At 60.8% G+C, this 19,661-nt stretch carries 19 protein-coding genes; 8 read left to right on the top strand and 11 right to left on the bottom strand.

Features of this window, described 5'->3' with window-relative positions:
• Window positions 1-18 precede the first annotated feature (18 nt).
• The 3 genes from sixA to LQ249_RS10360 are packed head-to-tail and all read right to left on the bottom strand — an operon-like array spanning window position 19 to window position 1,848.
• Complete coding sequence (sixA, locus tag LQ249_RS10370) at window positions 19-468, bottom strand: phosphohistidine phosphatase SixA (RefSeq protein WP_057003702.1); 450 nt, start codon at window positions 466-468, stop codon at window positions 19-21.
• Window positions 465-812 carry a DUF4389 domain-containing protein gene (locus LQ249_RS10365; RefSeq protein WP_017846785.1) on the bottom strand — a complete coding sequence of 116 codons (348 nt, stop codon included), beginning with the start codon at window positions 810-812 and terminating at the stop codon, window positions 465-467. The genes sixA and LQ249_RS10365 overlap by 4 nt, the downstream gene beginning before the upstream one ends.
• Before the next feature lie 10 nt (window positions 813-822).
• A complete protein-coding gene (locus tag LQ249_RS10360; RefSeq protein WP_017846784.1) occupies window positions 823-1,848 on the bottom strand; it encodes an NAD(P)H-dependent glycerol-3-phosphate dehydrogenase in 1,026 nt (341 codons plus the stop codon).
• 195 nt (window positions 1,849-2,043) lie between these two features.
• Between LQ249_RS10360 and LQ249_RS10355 the strand changes: the two genes are divergently transcribed.
• From LQ249_RS10355 to LQ249_RS10325, 7 genes are all read left to right on the top strand, one after another.
• Window positions 2,044-4,164, top strand: a complete 2,121-nt coding sequence (locus LQ249_RS10355) for a TonB-dependent receptor plug domain-containing protein (protein WP_332840619.1) — start codon at window positions 2,044-2,046, stop codon at window positions 4,162-4,164.
• A 1-nt stretch (window position 4,165) separates the two neighbouring features.
• Window positions 4,166-5,095: an ABC transporter substrate-binding protein gene (locus LQ249_RS10350; RefSeq protein WP_046384189.1), complete on the top strand. Its 930-nt coding sequence runs from the start codon at window positions 4,166-4,168 to the stop codon at window positions 5,093-5,095.
• Complete coding sequence (locus tag LQ249_RS10345) at window positions 5,092-6,993, top strand: ATP-binding protein (RefSeq protein ID WP_232566436.1); 1,902 nt, start codon at window positions 5,092-5,094, stop codon at window positions 6,991-6,993. The genes LQ249_RS10350 and LQ249_RS10345 overlap by 4 nt, the downstream gene beginning before the upstream one ends.
• A 249-nt stretch (window positions 6,994-7,242) precedes the next feature.
• Window positions 7,243-7,758, top strand: a complete 516-nt coding sequence (gene fabA / locus LQ249_RS10340) for a 3-hydroxyacyl-[acyl-carrier-protein] dehydratase FabA (protein WP_003190035.1) — start codon at window positions 7,243-7,245, stop codon at window positions 7,756-7,758.
• 11 nt (window positions 7,759-7,769) lie between these two features.
• The gene (fabB, locus tag LQ249_RS10335; protein WP_017846780.1) at window positions 7,770-8,990 is read left to right on the top strand and encodes a beta-ketoacyl-ACP synthase I; all 1,221 of its coding nucleotides are present in this window, start codon (window positions 7,770-7,772) and stop codon (window positions 8,988-8,990) included.
• A 222-nt stretch (window positions 8,991-9,212) separates the two neighbouring features.
• Complete coding sequence (locus tag LQ249_RS10330) at window positions 9,213-9,629, top strand: OsmC family protein (protein ID WP_046384191.1); 417 nt, start codon at window positions 9,213-9,215, stop codon at window positions 9,627-9,629.
• 64 nt (window positions 9,630-9,693) lie between these two features.
• The gene (locus LQ249_RS10325; protein WP_057003704.1) at window positions 9,694-10,560 is read left to right on the top strand and encodes a pirin family protein; all 867 of its coding nucleotides are present in this window, start codon (window positions 9,694-9,696) and stop codon (window positions 10,558-10,560) included.
• 98 nt (window positions 10,561-10,658) lie between these two features.
• Here LQ249_RS10325 and LQ249_RS10320 read toward each other — a convergent pair whose 3' ends face one another.
• The 4 genes from LQ249_RS10320 to LQ249_RS10305 form a co-directional block, all read right to left on the bottom strand.
• Window positions 10,659-11,387: a dienelactone hydrolase family protein gene (locus LQ249_RS10320; protein ID WP_046384193.1), complete on the bottom strand. Its 729-nt coding sequence runs from the start codon at window positions 11,385-11,387 to the stop codon at window positions 10,659-10,661.
• A 67-nt stretch (window positions 11,388-11,454) separates the two neighbouring features.
• Window positions 11,455-13,359: a molecular chaperone HtpG gene (gene htpG / locus LQ249_RS10315; RefSeq protein ID WP_017846776.1), complete on the bottom strand. Its 1,905-nt coding sequence runs from the start codon at window positions 13,357-13,359 to the stop codon at window positions 11,455-11,457.
• Between the two features lie 89 nt (window positions 13,360-13,448).
• Window positions 13,449-13,901 carry a PaaI family thioesterase gene (locus LQ249_RS10310; protein WP_017846775.1) on the bottom strand — a complete coding sequence of 151 codons (453 nt, stop codon included), beginning with the start codon at window positions 13,899-13,901 and terminating at the stop codon, window positions 13,449-13,451.
• Complete coding sequence (locus LQ249_RS10305; protein ID WP_126587901.1) at window positions 13,898-14,374, bottom strand: PaaI family thioesterase; 477 nt, start codon at window positions 14,372-14,374, stop codon at window positions 13,898-13,900. The genes LQ249_RS10310 and LQ249_RS10305 overlap by 4 nt, the downstream gene beginning before the upstream one ends.
• Before the next feature lie 158 nt (window positions 14,375-14,532).
• Here LQ249_RS10305 and LQ249_RS10300 point away from each other — a divergent pair, with 158 nt between their 5' ends.
• Window positions 14,533-14,784, top strand: coding sequence for a hypothetical protein (locus tag LQ249_RS10300; RefSeq protein WP_017846773.1), 252 nt, complete (start codon window positions 14,533-14,535; stop codon window positions 14,782-14,784).
• Between the two features lie 113 nt (window positions 14,785-14,897).
• On the opposite strand, the gene LQ249_RS10295 is transcribed toward LQ249_RS10300, so the two are convergent.
• The 4 genes from LQ249_RS10295 to sucC form a co-directional block, all read right to left on the bottom strand.
• Window positions 14,898-15,638, bottom strand: coding sequence for a DUF599 domain-containing protein (locus tag LQ249_RS10295; protein WP_017846772.1), 741 nt, complete (start codon window positions 15,636-15,638; stop codon window positions 14,898-14,900).
• Between the two features lie 179 nt (window positions 15,639-15,817).
• The gene (gene brnQ / locus LQ249_RS10290; protein ID WP_057003705.1) at window positions 15,818-17,131 is read right to left on the bottom strand and encodes a branched-chain amino acid transport system II carrier protein; all 1,314 of its coding nucleotides are present in this window, start codon (window positions 17,129-17,131) and stop codon (window positions 15,818-15,820) included.
• A 431-nt stretch (window positions 17,132-17,562) separates the two neighbouring features.
• Window positions 17,563-18,444, bottom strand: coding sequence for a succinate--CoA ligase subunit alpha (sucD, locus tag LQ249_RS10285; RefSeq protein WP_003172813.1), 882 nt, complete (start codon window positions 18,442-18,444; stop codon window positions 17,563-17,565).
• On the bottom strand, window positions 18,444-19,610 hold the full coding sequence (gene sucC / locus LQ249_RS10280; protein WP_017846770.1) for an ADP-forming succinate--CoA ligase subunit beta: 1,167 nt from the start codon (window positions 19,608-19,610) through the stop codon (window positions 18,444-18,446). Before sucC ends, sucD begins: the two co-directional genes overlap by 1 nt.
• Window positions 19,611-19,661 lie beyond the last annotated feature (51 nt).

The raw sequence follows: 19,661 nt of genomic DNA, 5'->3' as shown, positions 1-19,661 counted from the left end.
ACAAAGCAGTGAAAGCGCCTACGGATGTTTCACACTGACCAGGCTCATCAGCCCCGCCAGCGGGCATTCCCCCTCCAACTCCGCCAGGCTGGCGGTGTACATCGGCAGCGGTTGACGCTGATGACCATGCTGCAAAAAGCTGATCAGGCTGCCGACCAGCGGCTGATGGCTGACCAGCAGCACATTCTCATCCGTGTCGAGCTTTTCCAGCACCTGCTGCGGATTGCCGTCCGGTGTCAGCCAGGGCACGGTGCGGATGTCCGGCACGAAGCCCAGCGCTTCACGCACCAACTGCGCGGTCTGCTGCGCCCGTACATACGGGCTGGCAATGATCGCGCTGATGGGCTGGCCGATCAGGTGCGCCGCGCTGCGCAAGACTTCGGCGCGGCCATGCTCGGTCAGCTCGCGCTCGGCATCGGTGCGGGCATGCGCTTGGGCCTCACCGTGCCGCAAAATCCACAGTTTCACAGTTTTGGCTCTTCATCGCGCACCGGGTGCGGTGCTGGCGGCACGCTGTGGGCGGCTTCGCCTTCCGGCGCACGCGGCGTCGGCCAGTCGGCGAATGGCCAGGGCTTTTGCTCGGTGTGGAAACTGCCGAAGCGGCCGATCTGCGCGAGGAACTGGCTCAGGCTGTCGCCAAAATTCATCAGGCCCAGGTTCGGCGCGCCGTAGACCAACCGGTAAATCAGTTGCACCACCACCAACGCACCGAGCAGGAATTGCGCCACTTGCCACACCAGGGCAAACACCAGCATCCACAAGATGCGCAGGGCGATGGACTCGTACTTGGGAGCTGCTTTCGGATCGTTCATGACGCGTTCCTCAGTTGAAACCACTGGTGGAAATAAAGTCGACATCGGTTTTCGGCTCGGCGCGCATCAGCAACTCGATGACCTGATTCAGGGTGCGCCCTTCAAACAGGATCGCGTGCAACCCGGCGACCAGCGGCATGTACACGCCGGCCTCCTGGGCCTTGGCCTTGAGCACCTTGAGGGTATTGACCCCTTCGGCCACTTCGCCCAGGCGCGCCACGGCGTCTTCCAGGCTCAGGCCCTGGCCGAGGGCGAAACCGACCTGATAGTTACGGCTTTTCGGCGACGAGCAGGTGACGATCAGGTCGCCCACGCCCGCCAGGCCCAGGAACGTCATCGGGTTGGCGCCCTGGCTCACCGCGAAGCGGGTCATTTCCGCCAGCGCGCGGGTAATCAGCATGCTCTTGGTGTTCTCGCCCATGCCCAGCGCCACCGCCATCCCGGCAATGATCGCGTAGACGTTTTTCAGCGCACCGCCCAGCTCGACGCCGAAGCGATCGCCACTGGCGTACACGCGGAAGGTGCGCCCATGCAGCACGGCCTGGACCCGCTCACACAGTGCTTCATCTTCACTGGCGATCACGGTGGCGGTCAGCGCATGTTCGGCCACTTCCCGCGCCAGGTTCGGCCCGGACAGCACGCCGATGCGCGCCTGCGGGGCGATCTCTTCGAGGATTTCGCTCATCAGCTTGAAGGTGTGCGCCTCGATGCCCTTGGTCAAACTGACCAGCAGCTTGCCCGCCAGGCGTTCGGCGTGAGGCGCGAGTACCGAACGCAACGCACTCGAAGGCAGCGCGACGAAACACAGCTCGCAGGCCTCCAGGGTCGCCTGCAAGTCGGTGACCGGCTCGACCGCCGGATGAATCTTGATGCCTTTAAGGTAACGAGGGTTTTCTCGATGGACGCGAATGGCCTCGGCCTGTTCGGGATCGCGCATCCACTGGCGCACCGCATGACCGTTCTCAGCCAGCAGGTTAGCCACGGCGGTACCAAAACTTCCGCCTCCCAGGACCGCAATAGGGCGCTGTTCAGTCATATGCAATCCGTTAATCCATACCAGTGGCGATGGCCGCATTATACGGAGCCCCCCGCTTGCGGCCAGCCCCCGTATCAATTCACACGCCTGTCGGAAAATGCCATAGCGACGCGGGGTAATTGCAAAGGCGACGACTGGCAAATGGCCCGGCCTCGGTTAACATGGTCGGCTATCCGTAATTATCAAGGCCGTGCCGTGTATTTGGGCCCTCCTCCCCGTTCATCGTTGTGGTTGATGCTGTTGTGCAGCGGCGCGGTGTTCGCCGACGACCTGTTCCTCGACAACCAACCGCTGCCACAGGTGCTGACTGCCACTCGCCTCAAACAATCGGCCGCCGCCGTGCCCGGCAGCATGACCGTGATCGACAGCGAACTGATCAAGGCCAGCGGCGCGCGGGACATCGCTGAGTTGCTGCGGCTGGTGCCGGGCATGATGGTCGGCTACACCAGCGGCAACCAGGCGGCGGTGAACTACCACGGCACCAATGCCAGCGATGCGCGACGCATGCAGGTCTTGATCGACGGCCGCTCGGTGTACCGCGCAGGCCTGGCCACGGTGGACTGGAGCGATATTCCGGTGGCCATGGAAGACATCGAGCGCATCGAAGTGTTCCGCGGGCCCAACACCGTCAGCTACGGCGCCAATGCGTTGATGGCTGTGGTGAATATCCTCACGCGCTCACCGGCCGACAGCCACGGTTCAAGGGTAAAAGTGGTACGCGGCGAACGCGGGATCAACGACTTCTATGCCAGCCAGGGCGTAGGCTGGGAAACCGGCGACCTGCGCCTGTCGATGTCCGGGCAGCAGGACGATGGCTTTGACAGCAACGCGGTGGGCGCCGACCGTCGTGACGGCCGGCGTCTCAACCGCTTCAGCCTGGCGGTGAGCCAGACGCTGAACACACTACAGAGCATCGACTGGCAACTGAATGCCAAGGAAGGGACCAACCAGCGTCCTTATACCTACACGCCGGTATTCGCCGGGATTACCGAGGGCGGCAACAATTCCGACGTTACCGCCAAGGACTATGCCGGCTCCCTGCGCTGGAATTTCGATTTCAATCCCGAACACAGCCTGTATATCCAGGGCTCGGCCCAACAATGGGACCGCCGGCAGATCTGGAAAGCCTGTGACGCCAAGGTGTCGTTCAGCCCGGAATTGACCCGGCTGTGGCAGCTCAACCCCAATTATGCCGAGCGATTGGCCCGGCATATGGACACCTACAGCCAAGGTGTTGCGCCTCCCGGCAGCGCCGACGAACAAGCACTGGGCAACCAAGTATTGGACCAATGGCGCAACGGCGCCAGCCAGAGCGTATGCGGCGACATCGACCAAAGCACCCGCGAAAGCCGCTACGACCTGGAGATCCAGGACACCCTGAGCCTGTCCGACAGCCTGCGCCTGGTCAGCGGTATGAACTATCGCTATGACCGCGCCGACTCCGACACCTATTTCAACGGCACTCTGGATGACACCACCTGGCGCCTGTTCGGCCAGCTTGAATGGCGCGCCAGCGAACACTGGTTGCTGCAGGGCGGCGCCATGTACGAAGACACCCACCTGAGCGGCAACTCGCTGACGCCGCGGGTGGCAGTCAACTACCTGATCAACCCGCGCCACGGCCTGCGCGCGGTGTACTCCGAGGCGATCCGTTCGCCGGACATGTTCGAGAACAACGTCAACTGGAGCTATCGCGTCACCAACCTCGACTCGCCGGCCTACGGGCAGAATTCCGGGCAGTACTTCGTGGTCACGCGCGGTCCGGGCAACCTCGACAAAGAACTGATGAAATCCCGCGAATTGGGCTATAACGGCTTTTTTGCCGACATCGGGCTGAACATGGACGTGAAACTGTTCTACGACGAAATCACCGACATGATCAGTTCGCCGCTGCGCAACAATCAGTACATTGCCAGCAACGCCAACAGCTCGCGCTTTACCGGCGCAGAATCCCAATTCGATTGGCGCATGAGCAACGCCGACCGCCTGCGGCTGACCTACGCTTACGTCGACGCCAGCACCAGCAACCCGCTGGACAAGGCGCAAACCGCACGCAACAGCGGTTCGGCCGGCTGGTTGCGCGAATGGGGGCAAGGCTGGTCCAGCGCCCTGTTCTACTATGGCGACGACGCCCTTAACCGCTATCGCTTCGAACGGGTCGACCTGCGGGTCGCCAAGCGCATGGCCCTGGGCAACGCCAACGTGGAACTGGCCGGCATGTTGCAACAACGCCTGGACAACCAGCCCACCACCTGGGCCGACAACAACTACGACCATCGCCAAGTGCTCTACTTCAGCGCGGAGTTAGAGTTCTGACATGGGCGCTCAGTCACGGATGACCCTCCTCTCTCTCCCCAGACGCTGGCAACGCGGCCTGCTGCTGCTGTGCCTGCTGCTCAGCGTACCGGCCTGGAGCGCCGATATCCTGCTGACCGCCGCCGAAGACGGCGCCGGAGTGCAGGCCTTCGTCCAGGCGCTCACCCAGCAGCGCCCCGACGACCGTGTAACCTTCACCCCCCTCGCCAACCTGCCCGTGCCCAGCCGCCTACCGGCCAATACGCGCCTGATCCTGTTGGACCTGCCCAGCCTCGACTGGCGCCTGCAAGACGCCCAGGGGCCGTCGACCCTGGTGTTGCGCATCAGCCGCCTGCAGGCCCACCAGCGCATGGGCCAGGGCGTGCCGGGCAAAATCAGCCTGCTGTGGAGTGACCCGCCGCTGGAGCGCCAACTGCGGCTGATCGCCACAATCCTGCCCCAGGCCCGCCGCATCGGCGTGCTCTACGGCGCCGACAGTGAATTCCTGCTCCGCGAGTTGCGCCAGTACGCCGCGCCGATGGGCCTGGAGATCGTGCCCCAGCGCTGGGACGACATTAACGACAGTCGCCCGCTGCAGCATTTGTTCAGAAACAGCGATGTGCTGCTCGGCCTTGACGACCCGCAGTTATACAACCCGAAAACCGCGAAGAACCTGCTGCTCAGCAGTTATGCCCGGCAACTGCCGCTGGTGGGGCCCAATGCCGGCTTCGTCAAGGCCGGCAGCCTGGCCAGTACTTACAGCGACCAGACCGACTGGCTGGCCGTGCTCGACCGCCTGCTCGATCACCCGCCGGCCGGCTGGCCGCGCGCCGTGTACCCGGAGCGTTTCAAAGTCGTGGGCAACCCGCAAGTCGCACGCTCACTGGGCATCGAACAGGTCGACGAAGCCAACGTCGCCGCCCGCCTGGCCGAAGGAGAACAACGCCCATGACCTTACGTCGTCGTTGGGACATCAACACCCGCACCCAGCTCATCACCCTGGGGCCGGCGCTGTTGCTGACGTTGCTGTTGATCAGCTTCTTCACCTTCGTGCGGATCCAGGACCTGCGCCAGGAACTCGACCACACCGGCCAGTTGATCGCCAACCAATTGGCCCCGGCCACCGAATACGGGGTGATCTCCGGCAACAACGACGTGCTCGACAGCCTGCTGCGCGCGACGCTGGCCACGCCCCATGTGCGCTTCCTGGAGATCCAGGACAGCGCCGAGAACATCCTGGTGTACGTCGAGCAACCGTCGGAAAACCACGACCGCTCGCTGTCGGTCAAAGTGTTCCAGGCCCCGATCCGCCTGCAACACATCCAATTGGGCAATGACTTTTTCCAGGACAACCTCAACGAACCCAAGGCGCCGCGTGCCGACTACCTGGGCCGGGTGATCGTCGGCATGTCCAACGATGCCTTCAGCCAGCGCCAACAGGAGATTCTGTTCAAGGCCGGCGTGCTCGCGCTGTTTGCCCTGCTGTTCACCTTTTTGCTCGCGCGGCGCCTGGCCGCCAGCCTGTCGCAGCCGATCAGCGCGATGGGCAATGCAGTCAAGGCGATCCAGCAAGGCGACTACAAGACCCCGCTGCCGATTGTCGATGACTCCGAACTGGGCGACCTCTCGCGGCACATCAACAACCTTGCCGAAGGCCTCAACCAGGCCAGCCGCGAACAGCAGCAGGCCATGGCGCAACTGATCCAGACCCGCGAGGAAGCCGAACGGGCGAACAACGCCAAGTCGGACTTCCTGGCGATGATGAGCCACGAGCTGCGCACGCCGATGAACGGCGTGCTGGGCATGCTGCAGTTGCTGGAAACCACCGAGATGACCGAAGAGCAGACCGAATATGCCGCGCTGGCCTCCGAGTCCACGGAACATTTGCTCAAGGTCATCAATGACATCCTCGACTTCTCGCGCATCGAACGCGCGGCCCTGGAGCTGGAACACATTCCGTTCAACCTCGCAGACCTGATCAACAGCTGCGCCCAGGCCTTCCAGCACAGCGCCCAGCAGCGCGGGCTGAGCCTCGAACTGCCGATCCCGCCGGGCTTGGACACGTTGCGCGTGCAGGGCGACCCGACGCGTATCCGCCAGATTCTGGTGAACCTGATGGGCAACGCGCTCAAGTTCACCGAGCACGGCAGCGTCAGCGTCGAGCCCCATTGGCAACCCCTCGACCATGAACTGGTGTGGTTCACCTGCACCGTGCGCGACAGCGGCATTGGCATTTCCGCCGAGCGCCTGGAACTGATGTTCGATGCGTTCCAGCAGGCCGACAGTTCCATTTCAAGACGTTACGGCGGCACCGGCCTGGGCCTGCCCATCGCCCGCACCCTGGCCGAACGCATGGGCGGCACCCTGCGCGCGCAGAGCGAAGAAGGTCGCGGTTCGGTATTCACCCTGGAAATCCCGCTGGCCATCGACCAGCACAGCGTGCCGGCCATCGCCGCCAACACCGAAGGCAAAGCCAGCGCGGGCGACGGCCGCCATGTGCTGCTGGTGGAAGACAACCCGGTCAACCGCACCGTGGTCGAAGCCATGCTGCGCAGCCTGGGCTTTGAAGTCAGCCTGGCCACCGACGGCGCCGAAGCGATCCGCAGCGCCGAGAGCCTGATTTTTACCGCGATCCTGATGGATTGCCGGCTACCGCTGATCGACGGCTACGAAGCCACCCGCCAGATTCGCCAACTGCCGGGCTGCGCCGAGCTGCCGATCATCGCCCTCACCGCCAACGCCTTGCAGGGCGATCGGGAACTCTGCCTGGCCGCCGGAATGAACGATTACCTGGCCAAGCCGTTCAAACGCACGGATTTGCAGCAAATCCTGCAGCGTTGGGTGCAATAGCGCCGCGCCATCAGCCAACTGCGACTGGCGTGAAAGACGAAAGTGCGGCAGTCTTAGGCACCCGAACGGACCGATAAACAGGCCCGGTTTAAAATTTCAGTGAACAAGTGTACATTCAGTGCCTTGACGCTGTGACTTTCACTACAACGCAATAGTCTATGTGTAGGCTGCCGATGTGAGGCATGAACGCTTCAGTCGGTTCGGGAAGATTTGCCCTACCCTGCCGCATGGGATTATTGAGGAGCTCGCATGACCAAACAAAACGCCTTTACTCGGGAAGACCTGCTGCGCTGCAGTCGCGGTGAGCTGTTCGGCCCAGGTAACGCGCAACTGCCCGCCCCGAACATGCTGATGGTGGATCGCATCACCCATATCAGTGAAGAGGGTGGCAAGTACGGCAAAGGTGAATTGGTCGCCGAGCTGGATATCACCCCGGACCTGTGGTTCTTCGCCTGCCATTTCGAAGGCGACCCTGTCATGCCGGGCTGCCTGGGCCTCGACGCCATGTGGCAACTGGTCGGTTTCTACCTCGGCTGGCAAGGCTTGCCGGGCCGCGGTCGCGCCCTGGGTTCGGGCGAAGTGAAGTTCTTTGGCCAGGTTCTGCCGAGCGCCAAGAAAGTCACCTACAACATTCAAATCAAGCGCGTCCTCAAGGGCAAGCTGAACCTGGCGATCGCCGACGGTTCGGTGACTGTCGACGGTCGCGAGATCTATACTGCCGAAGGCCTTCGGGTCGGCGTATTCACTTCCACTGACAACTTTTAAGGGTTATCCGCATGCGCCGCGTCGTTATCACTGGTCTGGGCATCGTTTCTTGCCTGGGCAATGACAAAGAGACCGTCACCGCTAACCTGCGTGCAAGTCGCCCTGGCATCCGCTTCAACCCGGAATATGCCGAAATGGGTCTGCGTAGCCAGGTTTCCGGCTCCATCGACCTGCCCCTCGAAGAGTTGATCGATCGCAAGATCTACCGCTTCGTCGGCCACGCTGCCGCCTACGCCTACCTGGCCATGAAGGACGCCATCGCCGATTCCGGCCTGAGCCACGATCAGGTCTCGAACGTGCGTACCGGCCTGATCGCCGGTTCCGGCGGCGCATCCACCCTGAACCAGATGGAAGCGCTGGACATCCTGCGCGAGAAAGGCGTGAAGCGCGTTGGCCCGTACCGTGTCACGCGGACCATGGGCAGCACCGTTTCCGCCTGCCTGGCCACGCCGTTCCAGATCAAGGGCGTGAACTACTCGATCTCCTCCGCTTGCGCCACCAGTGCTCACTGCATCGGTAACGCGGTTGAGCAGATCCAGCTGGGCAAGCAGGACATCGTGTTCGCCGGCGGCGGCGAAGAAGAACATTGGAGCCAATCGTTCCTGTTCGACGCCATGGGCGCGCTGTCCACCCAGTACAACGACACCCCGGAAAAGGCCTCCCGCGCCTACGACGCCAAGCGTGACGGTTTCGTCATCGCCGGCGGCGGCGGCATGGTGGTGGTCGAGGAGCTGGAACACGCTCTGGCCCGTGGCGCGAAGATCTACGCGGAAATCGTCGGCTACGGCGCCACTTCCGACGGCTACGACATGGTTGCGCCAAGCGGTGAAGGCGCCATCCGCTGCATGCAGATGGCCATGTCCACCGTGGATACCCCGATCGACTACCTGAACACCCACGGCACCTCGACTCCGGTCGGCGACGCCAAGGAAATGGAAGGCGTGCGCGCGGTATTCGGCGACAAGGCACCGGCCATCAGCTCCACCAAGAGCCTGTCGGGTCACTCCCTGGGCGCCGCCGGCGTTCACGAAACGATCTACTGCCTGCTGATGATGGAAGGCAACTTCATGGCCGGCTCGGCCAACATCGAAGAGATGGACCCGGTCGTGGCCGATATGCCGATCCTGACCAAGACCGTCGAAAACGTAAAAGTCGACACCGTGATGAGCAACAGCTTCGGCTTCGGTGGCACTAACGCCACCCTGGTGCTGAAACGCTGGCAGGGCAAGTAAGCCCCGCAGCTTGATCAGATGAAAACGCCCCGACTGGTTCGGGGCGTTTTTTTTGCGCTTGAATTCGGGGTCGCCTCGCTTGTACGCGGGTGTTGTTCCGCTGCCTCGAACTGATGCTGGGAATCCTGCTCGCCGCTACCTGGAAAAAATCCTGGAACACTTGAGTGCCAGCATGTTCTATAACTGCATGACTTTCTTCCTGCCACGCTTGAGAGGTTCGCCATGCCTGTTACCGTCAACACCCTGAATGCCGACAACTTCCGCCACAGCCTCAACATCGATAACCACGAGTTGTTCACCGATCTGCCCAAAAGCCTGGGCGGTGACGACACCGCGCCCTCGCCCCACGACTATTTCGACGCAGCCCTGGCGTCGTGCAAGGCCCTGACCCTGAAGCTGTATGCGCAGAGAAAGGGCATCCCGCTGACCGGCGTAACCGTGGAAATCACCCACGACGACAGCGAAGAGCAAAAGGGCAAGTACCACCTCAACGTCAAGCTGACGCTCAAGGGCGTGCTCACCGATCAGCAACGCGACGAACTGCACCGCATCGCCGACCGCTGCCCGATACACAAGCTGATGACCACCGCCGAGGTGAGTATCGAGACAAAATTGTCGGAAGGTGCCTTCAGCCAATAGCGGCAACCTCCGGTCGAGCGGGTTATGCTCAGGGCTATCCAACCCGCTCCGACAGGGACGCACCATGACCACCCTCACCGTGATCCGCCCTCGCCTCGAAGATGTCGAAGGCCAGCCCATCCTGCGCCCGCTGCCATCGCGAGAATGCCGTAGCGTCGGGCCGTTCGTGTTTTTCGACCATATGCTGGCGACCCGCTATGCACCGGGCAGCGGCATGAATATCCGCCAGCATCCGCACATCGGCCTGTCGACCCTCACCTACCTGTTCGAAGGCACCTTGCAGCACAAGGACAGCCTCGGTTCGGACCAAATGGTTCAGGCCGGCGATGTGAGCTGGATGACCGCCGGCAGCGCGATTGCCCACGTCGAGCGCACGCCCGAAGCAATCAAGAGCAAGGGGTTCAGCCTGCATGGGCTGCAAGTGTGGCTCGCCTCCCCCAAGGACCACGAGAGCGGCCCGGGGCATTACAGCCACCATCCGGCAGCCAGCTTGCCCACCAGCGACAACCTGGGCGTGCAGATCCGCCTGATCGCCGGCAATGGCTTCTGCCTCAAATCACCAGTGCCGGTGCTGTCGCCCACGCTGTACGCCGATGTGCAGATGCAGACGGCCACCACCCTGCTGATCCCCGACGAGCATGAAGAACGCGCGGTGTATGTGCTGGAGGGTGACGTACAGTTGGACGGTGAGCCGCTTGAGGCACACAGCCTGGTGGTGTTGCCGAGCGGACAGGCGATGACCCTGTCTGCCGACAGCGATTGTCACCTGGTGGTGTTCGGTGGCGCGCCGCTGGATGGGCCACGCCGGATCAACTGGAATTTTGTCGCGAGCGACCCGGCCGTGATCGAGCAGGCCCGGCAGCGTTGGGCGGCTGGGGATTGGCCAACGGTGCCCGGTGAAACCGAAAGAATTGAGTTGCCGATGAGATAGCCGCCTGCTCCCACATATAACCGCGTTTACCCTGTAGGAATGCGCTCGAATGTGGGAGCTGGCTTGCTCGCGATGAGGCCAGGACAGACGCCAGAGACTTAGCCCTTGAACACTTCATCCAACAAGTTATGCATCGACTGGAACGCCCGCGCAGCGGTCTTCGCGTCGTACATCATCATGCCCGGCACGTTGGCGTGCGGGTCGGTGAAGGAATGCACCGCACCGCCATAGCTCAGCAGTTGCCAATCCACACCGGCCGCGTTCATCTCATCTTCGAACGCCGGCAGTTGCGCTTTCGGCACCAGCGGGTCGGAAGCACCATGCAACACCAGCACGGAACCCTTGATGTTCTTCGCATCCGCCGGGTTTGGCGTGTCGAGGGTGCCGTGGAACGACACCGCAGCCTTCAACGCTGCGCCGGTGCGCGCCAGCTCCAGCGCACAGCAACCGCCGAAGCAAAAACCGAAGGTGGCCAACCTGGACGTATCCACCGCAGCTTCGCTCTGGCCTTGCAGTTGCGCTAACGCGGCCTGCATGCGCTTGTTCAGCAAAGGGCGGTCATTCTTCAACGGCATCATCGCCGCACCGGCCTCATCGTTATTCGACGGGCGCACGGTTTGCCCGTACAGGTCGGCGATCAGCACCACGTAGCCTTTGCTGGCGACGCGCTTGGCAATCTCTTCGGCCCCTGCACTCACGCCCATCCAGTTCGGTGCCATCAACAGGCCCGGCAGCGGGCCGGTTTGGCTGGCATCGAAGGCCAGGCGGCTTTCATAAGACTGGCCATCAATCTGATAGACCACGGAACGCACAGTGACTTGGCTCATCATTTACTCCAGTTGAGGTTGCACAAGAACGAAAAAACCCGCCGAAGCGGGTTTTTCTACAACGGGGTTAAACCGACAGTTCAACCAACAGCTTGTTCAGTCGGCGCACATAGGCGGCCGGGTCTTTCAGGCTGTCGCCGGCAGCCAGGGCTGCCTGGTCGAAGAGGATGTGCGACAGGTCGCCAAAACGCTCTTCGCTCTGTTCGCCGTCGAGTTTCTCGATCAGCGGGTGAGCCGGGTTGAATTCGAAGATCGGCTTGGAGTCCGGCACCTTCTGACCGCTGGCTTCGAGGATCTGACGCATCTGCATGCCCAGGTCCTGCTCGCCGATGGCCAGGATCGCCGGGGAGTCGGTCAGACGGTGGGAAACCCGCACTTCGCTGACGGCGTCGCCCAGGGAGGCCTTGATCCGCTCAACCAGGCCTTCCTTGGACTTGGCCACTTCTTCAGCGGCTTTTTTGTCTTCTTCGGAATCCAGGTTGCCCAGGTCCAGGTCGCCACGCGCCACGTCGACAAAGGTCTTACCGTCGAATTCGCTGAGGTAGCTCATCAGCCACTCATCGATACGGTCGGTCAGCAGCAGCACTTCGATGCCTTTCTTGCGGAAGACTTCCAGGTGCGGGCTGTTCTTGACCTGAGCGTAGGTCTCGCCGGTCAGGTAGTAGATCTTGTCCTGACCTTCCTTGGCACGTGCCAGGTACTCGGCCAGGGACACCACCTGCTCGCCGTCTTCGCCCTGGGTGGAGGCAAAACGCAGCAGGCCGGCGATTTTTTCCTTGTTGGCGAAATCTTCCGCCGGGCCTTCTTTCATGACCTGGCCGAAGTTCTTCCAGAAGCCTTTGTATTGCTCAGGCTCGTTCTTCGCCAGTTTTTCCAGCATGTCGAGGACGCGCTTGGTCAGCGCCGACTTCATGGAGTCGATGATCGGGTCTTTCTGCAGGATTTCCCGCGACACGTTCAGCGACAGGTCGTTGGAGTCGACCACGCCTTTGATAAAGCGCAGGTACAGCGGCAGGAACGATTCCGCCTGGTCCATCACGAACACGCGCTGCACGTAGAGCTTCAGGCCCTTTGGCGCTTCGCGCTGGTACAGGTCGAACGGCGCGCGGGCCGGTACGTAGAGCAGCGAGCTGTATTCCAGCTTGCCTTCGACCTTGTTGTGGCTCCAGCTCAGCGGGTTTTCGTAGTCGTGCCCGATGTGCTTGTAGAACTCCTGGTATTCCTCGTCCTTGATCTCGGTACGCGGACGGGTCCACAGAGCGCTGGCGCGGTTGACGGTTTCCCACTCAACGGCCGGTGCTTCTTCGCCTTCGGCGGCGGCCTGCTCTTTCGGCAATTCGATCGGCAGGGCGATGTGGTCGGAATACTTCTTGATGATGTTGCGCAGGCGCCAGCCATCGGCAAATTCGTCTTCACCGGGTTTCAGGTGCAGCACGATGCGCGTACCGCGATCAGCCTTGTCGAGGGTGGCGACTTCAAACTCGCCCTCGCCTTTCGAAGACCAATGCACGCCTTCGCTGGCGTCAAGGCCGGCGCGGCGGCTGAACACTTCAACCTTGTCGGCGACGATGAAGGCCGAGTAGAAGCCCACGCCGAACTGGCCGATCAGGTGCGAATCTTTCTTCTGGTCGCCCGAAAGGTGCTTCATGAAATCGGCAGTGCCGGATTTGGCGATGGTCCCCAGGTGGGTGATCGCATCCTCACGGCTCATGCCGATACCGTTATCTTCGAGGGTGACGGTCTTGGCGTCTTTGTCGAAGCTCACGCGGATTTTCAGTTCGGCGCCACCTTCCAGCAACTCCGGCTTGGACAGGGCTTCGAAACGTAATTTGTCGACAGCGTCAGAGGCGTTCGAGATCAACTCGCGAAGGAAAATTTCCTTGTTGGAATACAGCGAATGGATCATGAGGTGCAGCAGTTGCTTCACCTCGGTCTGGAAGCCCAGGGTTTCCTTTTGAGTTTCCACACTCATGGTCATCAAACTCCAATTGGATGGCAGTGGCCGCGCCCTGAAGGGTTGGCGGCGGGTTGTCATCAAAGTTGGGGGCTAAGACCAGGATTTCAAGGGCGGGACACTTCTCCGATCTTGAAATGCGCGCGGGCGGTGGCGATGGGTTCGGCCGCGGTGCTTTGCCAGGCGGTGATCGACACGTTCGCCACCCGTCGACCCTGGCGCCAGACCTGGCACTTGGCGTAAGTGTCGCGAAACTGGCCGGCGCGCAGGTAATCCAGGGAAAAGTCGATAATTTTCGGCAGGCCCGGTGCGCCGGTGAACACCAGCAGGTGCAACGCGGCGCAGAGTTCCATAAAGCCTGCAATCACACCGCCGTGCAGTGCCGGTAATATCGGGTTACCAATGTTGTCCTTGTTGGCCGGCAGGCGGAACAGCAGCTCATCGCCTATCCGCGTGCATTCGATGCCGATCAGCTTGGCGTAGGGGATCAGATCGAGCAGCGCCTTGTAGTTACCGTGCTCATGGGCCTGCTCCAGACGTGTCTTGAAGTGATGTGTCATACCTGTTCTCCCGTGACTGTACTGCCCAGCCCCTGCGCGCCCTTGAGGCGCTTGCCCATACGCATGAACGTCCCCACCGTGTGGGCGACGGGTTGTTGCGGGTCATCCTGGTAAGCGAAACCACGGGTGAAAATCACGTCGGTGGTCACCCGGTAGCACTGGGCGAAACCATACACCGGCTTGTGCGGTTCGGCGGGATGCATGTAGTCGATGCGCAGGTCGAGGGTCGGGCACACCTCGAACTCCGGTAACACGCACAGGGTGGCCATGCCGCAGGCGGTGTCCATCAGCGAGGTCAATGCGCCACCATGGATCACGCCCGTCTGGGGATCACCCACGATCATCGGGCTGTAGGGCAGAACCAGGGTAATCCCCTCCTCGCTGGCTTGATGAACGGTAATGCCCAGCACTTGGCAATGGCGCAACGCTGAAATAAAGCGCTTGGCACGCTCTAACAAGGGATTTTCGGTCATTCGGTTCAGACTCTGATGAATGTGGGTCCGGCGCAGTATGGACCGTCGGAAAAAGTTCCTTGGGAAAATGCTTTATATATCTGTGGGATATAAGGAACTAATGCTGGCCCCATGTGCTCGAAAGGCCAGTAGATATCTTCACTAAGGAGAAACACCCAATGCGCAAGACTTTAGCTATTTCCATGATGCTGGCCGCTGCCCTCGGTCTCGCTGCCTGCGACAAGAAATCCGAAAACAAAGCCCAAGATGCCGCCGCGCACTCTGAGCAAGCTCAGAAAGATATGGCTGCAGCACAGGATAAAGTGAACGAAGCTGCGAAAGAAAACGGCGATGCTGCCAAAGCTCAGGCCGAATCGAACAAAGCCGCAGCACAAGAAGCAGCACCTGCTACCCCAGCAACCGGTTCTTGATACCGGGGCTTGAAATAGCTTGGCTGCAAAAAGAAAGCCCGCTTAGATAGCGGGCTTTACTTTGTCTGCTGTTGGCGCGCAGTGCGATAAACCGGCGCTATGCCTGCAGCGCTTTACGCCACCGGGTCTTTGGCCACGTCCGGCAGCGACGTATCGGTCTGCGTATACACCATCACTTGCAGTACGTCGGAATGAAACTCTCGGCGATACAGCACCAATACCACCCCGGCGCTCATCGACATGAACAGCCAGGGACTGACAAACCATGCCAGCATGGTCATCCCGAAGTAGTAAGCGCGCAGGCCAAAGTTGAACTGGTTGGCCGCCATCGAAATCACCCGCGCCGCCCGCAGGGCAAACGCCTTGCGCTCCTGTTCCGACACGTGCCGCTCACCGATCATCGGCGCCGACCCCACCAGCACCGCGGCAAAGTTGTACTGGCGCATGCACCAGCTGAACGTGAAGAACGCGTAGACGAACACCAGTGCCAGGCACAGCAGCTTGATCTCCGACATACCCTGGGATGCCTGCTGCACCAGCGGAATATCGGCCAGCAATGAAACCGCCCGCTCCGAGGCGCCCAACACGGTGAGAATGCCCGCAAGGATGATCAAGGTGCTGGAGGCGAAGAACGAGGCGTTGCGCTCAAGATTGCCAATCACACTGGCGTCGGCGATGCGGTTGTCACGCAGCAGCATGCGACGCATCCAGTCTTCGCGATACAGGTGCAGCACGCTGGCCAGACAGGCAGTGTCGCGGGCTTTCCAGGTGGCATAACGGGTGTAGCCGCCCCAACAGAGGACGAACCAGAGGGCGGCAAGCAAGTGGATCAGGTTGGCTTCGATAAACGGCATGCGGGTCCTTATACACGAAAGATTTCATGAACCCGGTTAAGTGTGGGCGCCGAGTTCCAGCTTGAGCTTTGCGTTACTCCTTCGACGTTAGCCCACGGAAAAAGACACTGCTCGCCGCCCATAAAAAATGCCCCGTATCAATCGATACGGGGCATTTCAATACAGCGTGAAGCCGGGGGTTACGCGACCGCTTCGCTGCGCTTGCCCAGCATGCGGTCAACCACCACCGCGGCCACCAGCATCATCACCGATGGCACCAGCCACGCCAGGCCCTGCTCGCTCAACGGCAGGTTGGCCAATTGCGACGGCATCCAGCCCGCCAGGCCGGCGCCCTTGAGCGCATCGATGCAGCCGAAGATGAACGACACCAACATCACCGGGCCAACGATGCGGCTCTGCTCCTGCCAGAAGTCTTTGCAGAAGCTCAAAGCCACCAGCACGATGCATGGCGGGTAGATCGCAGTGAGCACCGGGATCGAAAACGCGATCAGTTTGGTCAGGCCCAGGTTGGACACGAACAGCGAGAACAGCGCCAGGATCACCACCAGGGTCTTGTAGGACAGCGGCAGGATCCGGCTGAAGTACTCGGCGCAGGCACAGGTCAGGCCGACGGCGGTGACCAGGCAGGCCAGGGAGATCAGCACGGCCAGGAAGCCACTGCCCAGGGAACCAAAGGTGTGTTGCACGTAGGCATGCAGGACAGCGGCGCCATTGGCGGCACCGGCGGCGATCTCATGGCTGCCCGCCCCGAGGCGGAACAGGCTGACATACACCAACGCCAGGCCGACGCCGGCAATCAGCCCGGCAATGATCGCGTAGCGGGTGATCAATTTAGGCGATTCGACACCACGGGAACGGATCGCGTTGACGATCACGATACCGAACACCAGCGCGCCCAGGGTATCCATGGTCAGGTAACCATTGATAAAGCCTTGGGAGAACGGCGCGGCCACGTATTCCGGGTTGGCGACGCCCACGTCACCGGCCGGCAAGGCAAACGCGGCGATACCAAGGATGGACAGCGCGATGATTTTCAACGGTGCCAGGAAACGGCCCACGGTGTCCAACAGACGGCCCGGGTACAGGGAGACGAAAAACACCACCAGAAAGTACACCGAGCTGTAGAGGAACAGCGCCAGCGGGCTTTCACCGGTCAACGGCGCCAGGCCCACTTCAAAGGACACTGTCGCGGTACGCGGGGTGGCGAACAGCGGCCCTACCGCCAGATACGCTGCCGCCGCCAGCAGGCCACCGGCGATCTTGCCGATCGGGCTGCTCAACGCATCCATACCACCACCGACCTTGGCCAGGGCGATCACGGTGACCACCGGAAGCCCGACTGCGGTGATCAGGAAACCCAACGCCGCCATCCAGACATGGGGCCCGGACTGCAAACCAACGATAGGCGGGAAGATGATGTTGCCGGCCCCTACAAACAGGGCAAAAGTCATGAAGCCCAACGCCAGGATGTCCTGACTTTTCAACACTTTCATTTGAGGAAATACCACACTACTGAATCGGAATTTAGAGAGGGCTTCCCTATGGATGAGGGAAATGCTGCCGGCCCTTGTGGGCACCGACCGGTCTAGCGCGCGGCTTCCTTTTGGGATGCGAGCGCTTAAAGAGGCGGCAAGGTTACAGAATTTGGCCGATAAACGCACTGTTGCAGGGCGAACTGTCCGATAAGCGACATTGGAATGTCGTGTTTTCATACTTAATGTGGCGATACAGACAAAAAATGTGGGAGGGAGCTTGCTCCCGATAGCGGAGGTTCAATCACATCATCAGTGACTGAGCCACCGCTATCAGGAGCAAGCCCCCTCCCACATGGGACCACGTACATTTCAATAAATGGGCCGCCCAGAATGCACAAAGGCCACCCGAAGGTGGCCTTTGCTGGTGAAGCGTCAGTTAAGCGCGAGGCTTACTTGACTGCCCAACCGGTCAGCTCGGCCAAGGCCTTGCCGATGTCTGCCAGCGAACGCACGGTTTTTACGCCTGCGTCTTGCAGTGCAGCGAATTTCTCGTCTGCAGTGCCTTTGCCGCCAGAGATGATTGCGCCAGCATGGCCCATGCGCTTGCCAGCAGGGGCAGTCACACCAGCGATGTAGGAAACAACCGGCTTGGTCACGTGGGCCTTGATGTAGGCAGCCGCTTCTTCTTCAGCCGAACCGCCGATCTCACCGATCATGACGATCGCTTCGGTCTTCGGGTCTTCCTGGAACAGCTTCAGGATGTCGATGAAGTTCGAGCCTGGGATCGGGTCACCGCCGATGCCGACGCAAGTCGACTGACCGAAACCGGCGTCAGTGGTCTGCTTCACAGCTTCGTAGGTCAGGGTGCCGGAACGGGAAACGATACCGACTTTACCTGGCAAGTGAATGTGACCAGGCATGATGCCGATCTTGCATTCGCCTGGAGTGATCACGCCTGGGCAGTTAGGACCGATCAGGACCACGCCCAGCTCGTCGCACTTGACCTTGGCATCCAGCATATCCAGGGTAGGAATGCCTTCGGTGATGCACACGATCAGCTTGATGCCGCCGAACGCCGCTTCCAGGATCGAGTCTTTGCAGAAAGGAGCCGGAACGTAGATCACGCTGGCGGTCGCGCCAGTGGCAGCTACTGCGTCTTTAACGGTGTTGAACACTGGCAGGCCCAGGTGCTCGGTGCCGCCTTTGCCCGGCGTTACACCACCAACCATCTTGGTGCCGTATTCGATGGCTTGCTGGGTGTGGAAGCTACCTTGCGAACCGGTAATACCCTGGCAGATAACTTTGGTGTCTTTATTGATCAGGACGCTCATTATTTGCCCTCCGCAGCTTTGACAACTTGTTGAGCAGCGTCGGTCAGGCTGGTAGCCGCGATGATGTTCAAACCGCTTTCTGCCAGTACTTTAGCGCCCAGTTCAGCGTTGTTACCTTCAAGGCGAACAACAACCGGGATTTTCACGCCGACTTCTTTCACTGCACCGATGATGCCTTCGGCAATCATGTCGCAACGAACGATGCCGCCGAAGATGTTGACCAGTACTGCAGCGACGTTGGAGTCGGACAGGATGATCTTGAAGGCTTCGGTTACGCGTTCTTTGGTAGCACCACCGCCCACGTCGAGGAAGTTGGCTGGTTTGCCGCCATGCAGGTTGACGATGTCCATGGTACCCATGGCCAGGCCGGCACCGTTGACCATGCAGCCGATGTTACCTTCCAGGGCTACGTAGTTCAGTTCGAACTTGGCAGCGTGCGCTTCGCGCGGATCGTCTTGCGACGGATCGTGGAAAGTCTTCAGCTTAGGCTGACGGTACATGGCGTTGGCGTCGATGTTGATCTTGGCGTCGAGGCAATGCAGATCGCCGTCAGCCTTGATCACCAGCGGGTTCACTTCCAGCAGGGCCAGATCGTGATCCTGGAACAGTTTGGCCAGACCTACGAAGATCTTGGCGAACTGGGCAACTTGCTTGCCTTCCAGACCCAGCTGGAAAGCCAGCTCGCGACCCTGGAATGGCTGAGCGCCAACCAGTGGATCGATAGTGGCTTTCAGAATTTTTTCAGGGGTATCGTGAGCGATCTTCTCGATGTCCACGCCACCTTCGGTGGAAGCCATGAACACGATGCGACGGCTCGAACGGTCAACGACAGCGCCCAGGTACAGCTCTTTAGCGATATCAGTGCACGATTCAACCAGGATCTTGGTGACTGGCTGGCCATTGGCATCAGTCTGGTAAGTCACCAGACGCTTGCCCAGCCACTGCTGTGCGAAGGCCTTGGCGTCTTCTTTGCTGCGAACCAGCTTAACGCCGCCCGCTTTACCGCGACCACCTGCGTGAACCTGGGCTTTTACAACCCATTCGGTCCCGCCGATTTTATCGCAAGCTTCTGCTGCTGCTTCCGGGGTGTCTACTGCGTAGCCCTGGGATACTGGCAGGCCGTATTCAGCGAACAGCTGCTTACCCTGATACTCGTGAAGATTCATGCTTTTTACCGTCTTCGTTAGGTACTGCGCATTCGGCGCTGCGCTCATTAT

The organism is Pseudomonas sp. 7-41 (genome assembly GCF_021233075.1).
In the GTDB taxonomy this organism is placed as follows: domain Bacteria; phylum Pseudomonadota; class Gammaproteobacteria; order Pseudomonadales; family Pseudomonadaceae; genus Aquipseudomonas; species Aquipseudomonas veronii.
This window is presented reverse-complemented; position numbering and strand designations above follow the sequence as displayed.

What these genes read in the sequence shown, in the direction of transcription:
- fabB (WP_017846780.1), top strand. Translation starts at nt 7,770, where the DNA reads ATGCGCCGCGTCGTTATCACTGGTCTGGGCATCGTTTCTTGCCTGGGC.
- brnQ (WP_057003705.1), bottom strand. Translation starts at nt 17,131, where the DNA reads ATGAAAGTGTTGAAAAGTCAGGACATCCTGGCGTTGGGCTTCATGACT.
- sucC (WP_017846770.1), bottom strand. Translation starts at nt 19,610, where the DNA reads ATGAATCTTCACGAGTATCAGGGTAAGCAGCTGTTCGCTGAATACGGC.
- fabA (WP_003190035.1), top strand. Translation starts at nt 7,243, where the DNA reads ATGACCAAACAAAACGCCTTTACTCGGGAAGACCTGCTGCGCTGCAGT.
- LQ249_RS10295 (WP_017846772.1), bottom strand. Translation starts at nt 15,638, where the DNA reads ATGCCGTTTATCGAAGCCAACCTGATCCACTTGCTTGCCGCCCTCTGG.
- LQ249_RS10325 (WP_057003704.1), top strand. Translation starts at nt 9,694, where the DNA reads ATGACCACCCTCACCGTGATCCGCCCTCGCCTCGAAGATGTCGAAGGC.
- LQ249_RS10320 (WP_046384193.1), bottom strand. Translation starts at nt 11,387, where the DNA reads ATGAGCCAAGTCACTGTGCGTTCCGTGGTCTATCAGATTGATGGCCAG.
- LQ249_RS10300 (WP_017846773.1), top strand. Translation starts at nt 14,533, where the DNA reads ATGCGCAAGACTTTAGCTATTTCCATGATGCTGGCCGCTGCCCTCGGT.
- LQ249_RS10365 (WP_017846785.1), bottom strand. Translation starts at nt 812, where the DNA reads ATGAACGATCCGAAAGCAGCTCCCAAGTACGAGTCCATCGCCCTGCGC.
- LQ249_RS10330 (WP_046384191.1), top strand. Translation starts at nt 9,213, where the DNA reads ATGCCTGTTACCGTCAACACCCTGAATGCCGACAACTTCCGCCACAGC.
- sucD (WP_003172813.1), bottom strand. Translation starts at nt 18,444, where the DNA reads ATGAGCGTCCTGATCAATAAAGACACCAAAGTTATCTGCCAGGGTATT.
- LQ249_RS10305 (WP_126587901.1), bottom strand. Translation starts at nt 14,374, where the DNA reads ATGACCGAAAATCCCTTGTTAGAGCGTGCCAAGCGCTTTATTTCAGCG.
- LQ249_RS10360 (WP_017846784.1), bottom strand. Translation starts at nt 1,848, where the DNA reads ATGACTGAACAGCGCCCTATTGCGGTCCTGGGAGGCGGAAGTTTTGGT.
- htpG (WP_017846776.1), bottom strand. Translation starts at nt 13,359, where the DNA reads ATGAGTGTGGAAACTCAAAAGGAAACCCTGGGCTTCCAGACCGAGGTG.
- LQ249_RS10345 (WP_232566436.1), top strand. Translation starts at nt 5,092, where the DNA reads ATGACCTTACGTCGTCGTTGGGACATCAACACCCGCACCCAGCTCATC.
- LQ249_RS10350 (WP_046384189.1), top strand. Translation starts at nt 4,166, where the DNA reads ATGGGCGCTCAGTCACGGATGACCCTCCTCTCTCTCCCCAGACGCTGG.
- LQ249_RS10310 (WP_017846775.1), bottom strand. Translation starts at nt 13,901, where the DNA reads ATGACACATCACTTCAAGACACGTCTGGAGCAGGCCCATGAGCACGGT.